At 63.5% G+C, this 11,293-nt stretch carries 9 protein-coding genes and 2 pseudogenes; all 11 read right to left on the bottom strand.

Annotation, left to right across the window (positions count from 1 at the left end; translation table 11 throughout):
- Nucleotides 1-76: 76 nt before the first annotated feature.
- Entirely contained in the window at nt 77-715 is a 639-nt protein-coding gene (maiA, locus tag ACHMW6_RS12455; protein ID WP_395407397.1) for a maleylacetoacetate isomerase, read from the bottom strand.
- A gap of 3 nt (nt 716-718) precedes the next feature.
- Nucleotides 719-1,415: pseudogene (locus ACHMW6_RS12450) on the bottom strand (fumarylacetoacetate hydrolase family protein).
- A gap of 23 nt (nt 1,416-1,438) precedes the next feature.
- A pseudogene (gene gtdA / locus ACHMW6_RS12445) lies at nt 1,439-2,516 on the bottom strand (gentisate 1,2-dioxygenase).
- Nucleotides 2,517-2,684: 168 nt separating this feature from the next.
- Entirely contained in the window at nt 2,685-5,762 is a 3,078-nt protein-coding gene (locus tag ACHMW6_RS12440; RefSeq protein ID WP_395407396.1) for a glycoside-pentoside-hexuronide (GPH):cation symporter, read from the bottom strand.
- Between the two features lie 88 nt (nt 5,763-5,850).
- On the bottom strand, nt 5,851-6,564 hold the full coding sequence (locus ACHMW6_RS12435; RefSeq protein WP_395407394.1) for a TonB-dependent receptor domain-containing protein: 714 nt from the start codon (nt 6,562-6,564) through the stop codon (nt 5,851-5,853).
- The gene (locus ACHMW6_RS12430) at nt 6,561-7,007 is read right to left on the bottom strand and encodes a TonB-dependent receptor domain-containing protein (protein WP_395407393.1); all 447 of its coding nucleotides are present in this window, start codon (nt 7,005-7,007) and stop codon (nt 6,561-6,563) included. The genes ACHMW6_RS12435 and ACHMW6_RS12430 overlap by 4 nt, the downstream gene beginning before the upstream one ends.
- On the bottom strand, nt 6,970-7,548 hold the full coding sequence (locus tag ACHMW6_RS12425; protein WP_395407392.1) for a hypothetical protein: 579 nt from the start codon (nt 7,546-7,548) through the stop codon (nt 6,970-6,972). The genes ACHMW6_RS12430 and ACHMW6_RS12425 overlap by 38 nt, the downstream gene beginning before the upstream one ends.
- A complete protein-coding gene (locus tag ACHMW6_RS12420; protein ID WP_395407391.1) occupies nt 7,493-8,182 on the bottom strand; it encodes a TonB-dependent receptor plug domain-containing protein in 690 nt (229 codons plus the stop codon). The genes ACHMW6_RS12425 and ACHMW6_RS12420 overlap by 56 nt, the downstream gene beginning before the upstream one ends.
- A gap of 320 nt (nt 8,183-8,502) precedes the next feature.
- Nucleotides 8,503-9,651 (bottom strand): sulfatase-like hydrolase/transferase, encoded by a 1,149-nt coding sequence (locus ACHMW6_RS12415; RefSeq protein ID WP_395407390.1) that lies wholly within the window; start codon nt 9,649-9,651, stop codon nt 8,503-8,505.
- Nucleotides 9,652-9,682: 31 nt separating this feature from the next.
- The gene (locus ACHMW6_RS12410) at nt 9,683-10,108 is read right to left on the bottom strand and encodes a sulfatase-like hydrolase/transferase (protein ID WP_395407389.1); all 426 of its coding nucleotides are present in this window, start codon (nt 10,106-10,108) and stop codon (nt 9,683-9,685) included.
- A gap of 84 nt (nt 10,109-10,192) precedes the next feature.
- A complete protein-coding gene (locus tag ACHMW6_RS12405; RefSeq protein ID WP_395407388.1) occupies nt 10,193-11,281 on the bottom strand; it encodes a LacI family DNA-binding transcriptional regulator in 1,089 nt (362 codons plus the stop codon).
- Nucleotides 11,282-11,293 lie beyond the last annotated feature (12 nt).

The raw sequence follows: 11,293 nt of genomic DNA, 5'->3' as shown, positions 1-11,293 counted from the left end.
GGAGTAAGGAGGATCGAGACGGCGCCGGTGAAACCAGGCGCCGCCTCCGGCAGGCAGCAGGCCCGCCCTCGCCTGGCTAGGCGATGTAATCCGGCTGATTTCCGGGCGCCGCCTGGACGAACGCCGGATGCGCCATGCAACGCTCGTAGACCGCCAGGACGCGTGTGAAGCGAGACAGGTTGCACCCGATACGCAGCGCATTCGCCACCTGGGGCACGAGGCAGCAATCGGCCAGCGTCGGCACATTGCCGATGCAGTATTCGCTTGCCGGGCGCCTTGCCAACAGGCTTTCTACAGCAGCCAGGCCCTCATCGACCCAGTGCCGGTACCAGTCCGATTTGTCCGTGTCATTCACGGCCAGAGTCGTGGACAGATAATTCAGCACGCGCAGATTATTGATCGGGTGGATATCGCAAGCGATCGTCTGCGCGATTTCCAGCACGCGGGCCCGTTCGATCGGCGCCTCTGGAATCAGCCGTGGTTCGGGTCGAAGATGATCGAGGTAGTCGATGATGGCGAGCGACTGGGTCAGCACAGTCTCGCCGTCGACCAGGGCCGGTACGATTGCGGCAGGGCTCAACTCGCGATACGCCGCGTCCCTTTGTGCTCCCTCTCTGAGATTGACGCCCGCATATTCGTAGGGAAGGCCTTTCAGCGCCAGCGCAATGCGCACCCGGAAGGAGGTGGAACTGTCGAAGAAGCTGAAGAGTTTCATCTTTCAGCCCGCAACGCGTACGGAGATGGATCCCAGCCCCTCGAGCGTGCCGACCATCAGGTCCCCGGCTGGACCGCATTCACCCCTTCCGGCGTTCCCGTCATGATGATATCGCCGGGTTCGAGCGTTTCATATTCCGACAGATAGGCGATGGATTCGGCGACAGACCAGATCAGCTTGTCGATATCGGAGCTTTGGCGTGGCTGGCCATTCACTGTGAGTGCAAGCACGCCCTGGCGCAGGTGCCCCACTTCGGACGCGCGATGGACGGGGCCGATCGGCGCCGACTTCGAGAAGGACTTGCCGAACTCCCACGGGCGGCCCTTGTCGCGGGCTTCCAGCTGCAGGTCGCGCCGCGTCATGTCCAGTCCGACCGCATAGCCGAAGACATGGTCGAGCGCCTGCCGAGCGGAATGTTCGCGCCACCCTGGCCAAGCGCGACCACCAGCTCGATCTCATGGTGAAAATTGGCGGTGTGCGGCGGATACGGGATTGTGGTTTCCGCATCGCCCGCAACGACCAGCGCGTTGGCGGGCTTCATGAAGAAAAACGGTGGTTCGCGGTCCGGATCCTTGCCCATCTCGCGCGCATGCGCGGCATAATTACGGCCGACGCAGAAAATACGGTTGACGGGAAACTGCTCGCTGCTGCCGGCGATCGGCAAGCTGTACACCGGGGCTGGCGCTACTGCGTATTTCATAATGCTCTCCAGATTGAGGGTAATTACATCTTTTCTTCTCGCCACAGTCCAAGCGCCTGCTGCATCGGCCGGTCTTGAAAAGCTGAACAAGACCGTCCTGAAGCGGGCCTGCAACCGCAATGGCTGCCAGGATGGGACGACAAAAATATCGTTTGGCCCGAACGCGAAGGTTTCGCCGCCAATCTCGGCGCCTCCCCTCACCTTCCAGGCAAACGTAGACTGTGCCATCGGTGCTGCGATAGGGCTTGCTGGTAAAGCCCTCTGGTAACAACTGGCGAAGGCGCCGATGGTCGCCATGGGCGATGCGCCGGTGGCGGGATTGACATAGCGCAGCTTGTGGCCGAAGTGCGCGTCCGGCGCCGTAAGCGCGATCGATTCAAGCGCCTGGCGTGTCGCGGCGTAGGGGTAGACGAAAAGCTTTGCCGGGTCGGATGCGGCCTGCGGCGCCAGGTCGACCGGCAGCATATTGTGGCCGTAACGGGCCAGCGCATCCCCTTCCAGTCGCGCCACCGGGCCGCGAGGCCTGGCTTGCGCGCTCGGCGAAGCCTGCGTCGAAGAAGCGCACGGTCGGAATATCCAGCCCATCAAGCCACACCACCGGTTCGTCGCCCAGGTTACCGTGGTCGTGCCAAGTCCAGGACGGCGTGATGATGAAATCGCCACGGCGCATGGTGGTGCGCTCGCCGTCGACCGCCGTGTAGGCCCCCTCCCCGTCCAGCACCAGCGCAATGCCGACTGCGTGTGCCGGTGCGCTCGCGCCACCTCACCGGGCAGGATAAGCTGCAGGCCCGCGTAGAGTGACTGGGTGATCGACGAGTTGCCGCGCAGCGCAGGATTCTCCAGCACCAGGACGCGGCGCTCCGCCTCCTCTGCGCTGATCAGGCGGCCCGCTTCCATCACCTGCTCACGCACTTTAGCGTAGCGCCAAAGGGCCGGCGCCACTGGCGAAGTCGGTGCAGGTGGAACCAGCGCACCCAGCACTTCCCATAAAGGCGTGAGGTGGCGCGCGCTGATGCGCTGGTAAAAATCGGCACGTTGTTCCTTCGTGCTTTTCCCTGCGCCCTCCTGCGCTGACGATGCCTGGTCTGTTTGCGAACTCATTTCTTTCTCCTCAGGGTTGAAGCCGTTACCGCGTCAAGCGCCGGCGTCGATAAGGTGTGATGCCGTGATTCGTTTGCGCGCGTTCGCCGGCGCACCAGACCGGGCTGGCGGCAACGACACTGCAAACATCAGGCAACGGGTCAGCGGGCGCATTCGTTTCGGCTGCGTTCAATAGCGCGCGGCGTCCTGGCCGCAGAACGGATCCACCGGCGACACCCCGGTAAACTCCTCGCGTCCCATCAGCTTGCGCAGCAACGCTTCCAGCACCGGCTCAAGGCAGGTGTAGGCGTTGATGTAGGCCGGAACACCCGGTGCGTCGTACAGGAAGTATGGCTGGCCGAAGGACACCATCAGGCTTGGAATTTCGGCCCAGAAGCGCGTCATCGCCGCGCGCGTGCCGCCTTGCAGTGCGCGCCAGTCGAGGAAGACGCGCGACGCCGTCGGCGTCGCCTCGTTGCCGACAAGGTAGAGCACCAGGTCAGTGTCTTCGCGTTTGGGCAGATTCTGCTCGTCATACTCGCGCACCTCGAAGCCTTCAGCGCGCAAGCCTTCGATCAGCGGCTCGACCGTGGGTGTGGTTGAACCCGGGAAGAAGGTTTCAAATTTGTGCTTGACCACCACCACGCGCCGGTACCGGTCGGCGGAAAGCGGCAACACTTCACGGGTGTCCTTGACGAGTGTGATGCCTTGCGAGGCAAGCTCGCCGGCCACCTCCATATGCGGCCCCGAACGCAGCACGCGCCGGATTTCTGCCAGCGGCTTGAGGCGCTCCTGGTGCGAGATGCGGTGCAGTCCCAGCGCCGCCTTCAGGCCCAGTACGCGGGTAACCGCTTCCTCCAGACGCTGCTCCGACAGGGCGCCGCGGCGCAGGCCATCGAGCATGAACTTGTAATCCTCGGCGGGCGTACGGCTGAACAGGAACATGTCGCAGCCATTTTCAATGACCATCGGCACCAGTTCCGCGCGCTCGGCCCAGGATACGAAGCCGCCCATGGTGGTGGAGTCGGAAACGACCAGGCCGTTGAACTTCAGTTCGCCGCGCAGCAGGTCGCGGTTCAGCAGCGCGGAGACCGAGGCCGGCTGGAAGTCGTCGCGGCCGTTGAACGGCTTGCCCAGCTTTTCGCGTACCCACGCCGGCAGTGCGATGTGGGCGGACATCACACTCATCACGCCGGCATCGATGACGGAACGGTAGATATTGCCGAAGGTGGCTTCCCACTGCGCCATATCGAGCGGATTGACGGTGGTGGCCAGATGCTGGTCGCGATCGTCGAAGCCCTCGCCCGGCCAGTGCTTGGCGGTGGCGGCCAGGCCCTGGCGCTGCAATTCCCGGATGAAGGCCAGCGCCTGTTCGCGCACAGTGTCGACATTCGATCCATATGAGCGCGTGCCCACCACTGCACTGCGGAACGCGTGATTGATGTCGACCACCGGGGCAAACGTCCAGTTGAAGCCGAGCGCGCGGCACTCGGCGGCAACCACCGCCGCCATGCGCGTGCTCAGTTCCAGGTCGTCGCAGGCCGCCACGCCCATCTGGTTCGGCAGCGGCGTAATGAAGGGGAAGCTGGTGATGCCGCCTTCGATATCACCGCTGATCAGCAGCGGCACCTCACTCATTTCCAGGGCGAGCCGCGTGGCCTCATGCCCCTGCTCCAGGCCGTACATGAAGCGGTGCATGCCCCCCGGCTTGAGCGCGCTCAGCGACCGGATATTGTCCAGGTCATCGCCGAAGGTGACGTAGTTGAAGAGCTGGCCGACTTTTTCTTCGGCGCTCAGGCGATTCAGGGTCGCGCGCACCCAGGCAATGTCGTCCGGCGAGAGGTTAAACGGTGGCAGGGCAAGTGTATCGATCATAAATATTCTCAAACGGTAGTGGATTGGAGCACGGGCGAGGCAGAACGCCTGGCGGCACGGGCTTGCCCGCAGCAGCGGCTGGATCTGGTCGAGCCGCTTCTGATTCAAGGGATAGAACAACAGGATGATGAAGACGAGCACCTTGCCCGCCGCCGGGACGACACTCATGATCAGCCTGATCCCTTCGAGTGTCTCCGGCGATTGGGCGACATTCGGGTGGTAGCCAACCGAGGCCAGGATCAAGCCCGACAGCGCACCGCCGAGGCCCAGCCCGAACTTGACGGCAAAGGCGTTGGTGCTGGCGGTCAGCCCGACCATGCGGCGCCCGGAACGCAGTTCGGCATCATCGGCGGTATCCGGCACCATCGACATCACGATCGGCAGGCTGGCGCCGCCGAAGAAATAGATGCAGAAGGCGAGCGCGTTGACCTGCAGCGCCTGGTGCGGATCGATGAAATAGAACAGGCCATACAGCGCCGCCGCACACAGCGAAAAGGCCATCATGACCCGGCGCTTGCAGAAGCGGCGCGTCAGCTGGTAGGAGGCAAGCACACCGCACAGATTGCCGAGGCCGACATACAGGAAATAGCTGGCGGCCCGGCTGCTATCGCCGACCAGGTAGGTGAAGTAGTACATCGCCGAGCCGCTGGTGATCGCAAACGAGGTGTAGATGCAGAGTGCGATCAGCGCCATCATCCACCACGCGCGGCCGGCCAGCAGTGTGCGCAGGTCGCGCCCGACCTCGGCGTGCTGCACGACCGGCGCGACCCGTTCGCGCACGCCGGCAAAACAGGCCCAGAACAACAGGATCCCGGTGAGCGCCAGCGCGATGATGCTGTACTGGTAGCCGGCCTGGCGGTCATCTCCGCCGAGGAAGTGCACCAGCTTGACCATCGAGGTGTTGACCAGCAGGCCGCAGCCCAGCGCGCAGAACATGCGCACCGAGGCGAGCTTAGTGCGGTCGCGCGCATCGTCGGTCATCAGGGTCGGCATGGCGCCGTACGGGATGTTGACGATGCTGTAGGCCATCATCAGGCCGATATACGTCACATAGGCGTACACCAGTTTGGCGACGCTGCCGCCACCGGGTACGGTGAAGGTCGCGATCGCGCACAATCCAAGCAGCGGCGCGCCGAACAGCAGGTAGGGCCGGCACTGGCCCCAACGGCTGCGGGTGCGGTCGATCAGCGTGCCCAGGAAAATGTCCCAGACGGCATCGGCGCTGCGGGCAACAAACAGCAGCGTGCCGACCGCTGCGGCGGGCAGTCCATAAATATCGGTGTAATAAAACATGAGGAAGGTGCCAACGCTCTGAAAGATCAGGTTGCTGGCAAAATCGCCCATGCCATAGGCGATCTTTTCCTGCATGGGTATCGGGTTCGGGCTTGACATCGGTGTCCTCGCGCGCACCGGCGGCGCGTCACATTGGTGGGCTTGCAGTGACGCCGGCCAGCGCCTGGCCGGACGGCATCGCCAACGATCAGAAGTAGCTGTTCAGGCGCAGGCCAATGTAGCGCTGCGCATCGCGGCTGCGCCACGCGGTCAGCGCCGCCAGGTTACCCCAGCGCGAACCCTGGTCGATCAGGCCCGAGATATAGCTGCGGTCCAGTGCATTGTTCACGAACAGGGCCACGTCGTAATGCCCTGCCCGATCCACCAGTTTTGCGCTCAGGTTCAGGATACCGTATGCGCCCTGCGTCGCGATCGGGTTGCCGTTCGGGTCGAAATTGACCTTGGTCTGGAAGGTGTAGTTGCTGCTCAGGGTCAGGTCGAACGGCAGGCTGTCGAACGGGATGGTCTTGTCCAGCCCGAGGTTGGCCTTCCAGCGCGGCGCATTCGGCAGCCTGGTGCCGGACAGATTCTGGTAACTGGTACCGCTGGCGGCGCGCAAGCAACCCTGGGCTACGGTTTGCGCCGTGTAGCAGGTGGCGGCGGCGTAATCGTCGAACTTGGCGTCGACGAAGGCCAGGCTGGCGTTCAGCCTGAAATCGGCGGGCAGGACGGCGCGGCCATCGAGCTCCAGGCCGCGCGTGCTGGCCTTGCCCGCATTGCTCAGCGCGAAGGTGGATGCCGGCGAGATCGGATCGAAAGTCTGGACCTGGAAGTCCTTATAGACCGTATTGAACAGCGCCGCATTCAGGGTCAGGCGGCGGTTCAGGAACACGCCCTTCAGGCCCAGTTCGTACCCGGTCACATTCTCACGGTTGACGGGCGGAAGTTATTGGTAGCGGTAACGACACCGTCGAGGTTCCAGATCGCAGGCTTGTAGCCGCGCGCAATGCTGGCATAGCTCATCACATTCGGCGACAGCTTGTAGCGCAGCGCCACATCGCCGACCGTCGTGTTCTGGCTGGCGGCATCGGTGCGCGTGAACGGGACGGAAGCGCTGGCGGGCGTGGTGTTGTAGCGCAGGTTATAGGTGTACCCGATCTCGTCGCGGTTCACGCGCAGGCCCGTGACCAGCGTCGCTTCCGGCGTCAGGGTCCAGTTTGCACGGCCGTACAGCGCCTTGGTAGTGGTATCGGCCACACGGTAAACGCTGAGCGGCGTCGGGCCGGAAGGCACACCGAAGCTGGCGCGCACGAAATCGAAGCGGGTGTCATCGTGGCCGTAGATCCCCGGCGAGCAGGTCGACAATGCCCATCTGCGGCGAGACAACCTTGAATTCCTGGCTGGTTGTGGTCACGTCCAGGATCGAACGCTGCATCATGTCCCAGCTGTATTGGCCATTCGTCAGCAGCGCCGACAGGTCCGAGTTCTGGATATGGTTACTGGCCAGCAGATCGCGGTCTTCCTGCTGGCGCGCGGTGATAGAACTGAAGGTCCAGCCATTGACCTTGTAATTGACGACGGCCGAATACAGTTTGTCGACGGCGTCGGTGCCGGGATTGCCGCGCACGGCGTAGTCGAAGTTGTCTCGGCTGACGTTGATACCGGCCGGCAGCGCCGTGCGGTAAGGGATGAAGCCGCGATACTTGGCGTTCGGGTCGAGCACGATATAGCTTTGGAAGGTGCCGTGGTTGTCCATGTCGCTGCGGGAAGCGGTCAGGGTTATATCCAGGCCCTCGATTGGCGTGAACAGCAGCTTGGCGCGGATGCCCTTGGCCTTTTCGAAGTCATTCTCACCGGTGTTCAGGTTGCGGGTCGGGTACTCGGTCTTGCCATCGTAGCCGGACACGCTGAATTTCAGCTTGTCGCTGATGGGGCCGGTAACAAAGCCTTCCACCCGGCGCTGGCCATCGTTGGTCAGCGGTCGCCCCAACCCGGCCGCTGAAGCTGTCTTCCGGCGCGCGGGTGACGATGTTGACGACGCCTGACGAGGCGGTACGGCCGCCCAGCGTGGCCTGCGGGCCACGCAGCACCTCGAGGTTCTGGATGTCGGTCAGCTGCTTGGCGGCCATCGACTCGGGCGCCAGGGTCACGCCGTCGATCATCACGGCGGTGCCGCTGGGTGCACCCACCGTGACCACACTGGTACTGATGCCGCGCATGGTGAAGCCCGAACGCAGGTTACCGCCCGACGGCGCCGCGACGAGGGAAGGAACCGCCTTGCCCACATCATCCAGCGTTTCCACGCCGCTCTTGACCAGGCTATCGGCCGTGACCACCGCGGCCGACACCGCCGCCTCGCGCAGGTTCTCCTTGCGTTTTGCGCCGTCACGATGACTTCCTGGATCTGCCCTGGCGTTTCGGCAGCGGGCGCCTGGCTGTCCTGGGCGGATGCCGCTGCGGGGACGACCAGCATCGATAGCGAATAGCAGCCCATCAGGGCAGTCGCCAGCGTGGTCTTGCGGAAGGACGAGCGAACACATGCAGTACGTGATGCAACCATCTTTTGTCTCCGGTTTTATGTTGAAGCTTGTTATCGTTTCTCGGCGCCAGGATGCGCTCCCGATGCCGGTGTTTTCTTCAGGCCAGCCTTCGAAATGCAGGCTTTTGTCGCAAATGACACCGCTGTCATTGATCGAACTCTAGCGGCGTTGCCAGGCCAGGTCAAGCGTTATTTGGAACTTTGCAAAGCGTTGCTGCGAGCCCACGACATGAGGCTGGACAGGCAGTACGGACGTGCGCAACCGCCTTGCCCTGCGCCGCCTTTGGCTCATCCGGGCAAGTCCAGGCTGGCCGGGTCCGGCTAGTCGCTGGCGTTCAGGATGCGCGCACGGCGCTGCGCATCGTCCGGCAGGTTACCCGGTGTCGGGTAGAACGGCGGCAGATCGCGCGGGTCCTTGTCGAGCGGGGGCACGCCGGTGGTGTTGATGTACCAGTTCAGCAAACGGTTCTGCAGTTCGGCGCGCACCTTGGCGTGAGCCGGGCTGTCGATCAGGTTGCGGTTCTCCCGCGGGTCGCTGAGACGGTCATACAGTTCGCTCTGGCCACCCGGGCGGGCGATGTAGTTGTAGCGCCGCGTCTTGACCGACGCCACCCGCGCCACCATATCCGGCTGGCTGTTTTGCAGCGCCGACTTGGCAAAATAGATGCCGGCCAGCGGCGGCTCGAACGCCTGCGGTTCATAGGTGTTGTAGCCGCCTTCGCTGAAAGCGGCGCGCTCGGGGTCACCGGGTGCGCCGTGCAATTGCGGCAGCAGCGAACGCGCGAAATGGGTGTGGGTAGCGCTGGCGCCGCCAAGTTCGAGCATGGTCGCCATGATGTCGTATAGCTCGACCATGTCCTTGCACACCGCCCCGCGCGCGCCGCCGGGAATGCGGGCGATCAGCGGCACGTGGGTCAGCGCACTCTCCAGGCCGCTAGGCCATTTCTCGACCAGGCCATAGTCGCCCGCATAATCGCCATGGTCCGATGCGACAAACAACGCCGTATCGTTCGCATGCCCGGTACGGTCCAGCGCATCGAGCAGGTGGCCGAACAGCCAGTCGGCATAACTGACCTGGCCGTAGTAGGTCGCGCGCACCCGGCGCAACTCCAGGTCGGATACCGCATCGAGGCCGTAAGCCTTGCGGATCGCCGCATGGAAGGCAGGCTTCTTCGCCAGACCAGGCGGACTGAGCGGAGCTATCTGTTCCGGCTGGTACATGGTGTCGAACCGGGCTGGTGCGCGGTATGGCGGATGCGGCTGGGTCAATGCGAGGAAAATGCAGAACGGGCGATCCGATTTGCGCGTCTCCAGCATCTTGATGGCGCGTTGCACCAGGGCATAATCGCCGCCCTCACCCGGCGCCGCACCGCCAGGCAGCAGCATCGTGGTCGGGGCGGCGCCTTGCGAAGCGGCGGCCGGGGTGGCGGAACCGATGCGCGGGCCGGGCACGTCAAACCACTCTGTCACGCTGTCGGGGAAACTTTGCGAGGCAAGCGCGTCATTGCGTCCCAGCCAGTAAAACGTCGTACCCCGCTCGTTTCAGGTAGCGGAACATGTTCGGCTCGTCCGGCCGCAGGAAGTAATACAGGCTGCGGTGACCGTGCACGCTGGTGGGCCAGCCAGTGAGCATGCTGCAGCGCGATGCTCCGCAGACGGGATGCTGGGCGTGGCAATTTTCGAAGCGCGCCCCTTCCCGGGCCAGGCGATCGAAATTCGGTGTTTGCACCGTTGGGTTGCCATAGCAGCCGAGGGTGTCGGCCCGCATTTCGTCGGGGAAATACAAGATCATGTTCGGCCGCCCGCTGGCGGCGCCCTGCCCCGCAGCCCCCTGTCCATTCGACTCAAGCGGCAAGCCCATCAGTCCAAGGGCGGACGCCCCCGCAATACCGAGCAGCTGGCGCCGGCCCCGATTAAATTTTGCCATCCAGAGTCTCCTTTGCAGCCAATGACACCGCTGTCATTCATGTTTTACGAAACGATACTGCTGAAGCAAAGATATGGTCAAGAATTATTTTATGGGGGAGTCGGATGGAGGTGCGACCGATGCCCGCGCAATCAGCTTACAGGGGAATATGGCCCTGGGTGAAAGCGCTTCGCCACTTACCCTTTGCGGGCGGATCAGGCCGATCAATTGCGCGACGGCCGTCTGCGCCATCTGCTCGAGCGGCTGGCGGATAGTGGTGAGGGGGGGCCACGAAAAGCGCGCCAGCTCCGTATCGTCGAAGCCGGCCACGGACAAATCCTCCGGAATCCGGATTCCCCTGGCATAGGCGGCATGCATCACGCCGACCGCCATGTCGTCATTGCTCGCGAAAATGGCCGTGACCGGCGGCGACAGCGACAGCAGGTTCTCCCCGCATTTGATACCCGAGGCAAAGGTGAATTCACCCTGGGCGACCCAGCGCGGATCAACCGGCAGGCCGTGTTCTTCCATTGCCTGAAGATAGCCTTCATAACGCGCCTGGGTCACCCGCAGGTTGCGCAAACCGGTGACGAAACCGATGCGCCGATGGCCCTGCCCGATCAGGTGCTTCGCCATTTCGTAGGCAGCCGATTGCTCCTCGATCGCCACGCACGGTGCGTCGTGCTCAAGGTCGTTGGGGCTGATGCAGACGTGCGGCATACCTGCCCGGTTCAGCGTTTCCAGCATGCCGAAGGCATTATTGCCAAGCGGTGCGGCGATCACCAGGCCGCCCAGCCGCCGCTCGCGCGCTTTCATGACAAGGCGCTCAGGCAGGTCTTGCGCCCGCGTATCGCAGGGAATCGGGATCAGACCGAATCCGTGCCGCTCGCAGGCTTCCAGGGCGCCAATCTGGAGCAGCCTCGAATATTGGTGGCCGCCCCGCATATCGTCCTCCTCCGGGCTGATGTGCTGGTAGGCGAACCCGATCATGTTCGAGACGACGCTAGCGAGGTTGCGGGCGGATGGATTGGGGCTGTAGTTGAGCGCGGCAACAGATGCCCGGACCAGCGCCTGGGTTTCAGGAATCACGCCCGGTTCGCAATTCAGCACGCGCGAGACGGTCTTGATGGAGACGCCGGCATGCGCAGCCACGTGGCGGATAGTGACAGTTGGTGAATCGGAGGCTTTGCTCATCGGATGGCGCGA

Origin of the sequence: Pseudoduganella sp. UC29_106 (assembly GCF_044055365.1) — a bacterium.
Classification (GTDB): Bacteria; Pseudomonadota; Gammaproteobacteria; order Burkholderiales; family Burkholderiaceae_D; genus Rugamonas.
This window is presented reverse-complemented; position numbering and strand designations above follow the sequence as displayed.

Excerpts from the sequence above, each read along its gene's own strand:
- maiA (WP_395407397.1), bottom strand. The coding sequence starts at position 715 with ATGAAACTCTTCAGCTTCTTCGACAGTTCCACCTCCTTCCGGGTGCGC.
- ACHMW6_RS12410 (WP_395407389.1), bottom strand. The coding sequence starts at position 10,108 with ATGGCAAAATTTAATCGGGGCCGGCGCCAGCTGCTCGGTATTGCGGGG.
- ACHMW6_RS12420 (WP_395407391.1), bottom strand. The coding sequence starts at position 8,182 with ATGTGTTCGCTCGTCCTTCCGCAAGACCACGCTGGCGACTGCCCTGAT.
- ACHMW6_RS12440 (WP_395407396.1), bottom strand. The coding sequence starts at position 5,762 with ATGTCAAGCCCGAACCCGATACCCATGCAGGAAAAGATCGCCTATGGC.
- ACHMW6_RS12405 (WP_395407388.1), bottom strand. The coding sequence starts at position 11,281 with ATGAGCAAAGCCTCCGATTCACCAACTGTCACTATCCGCCACGTGGCT.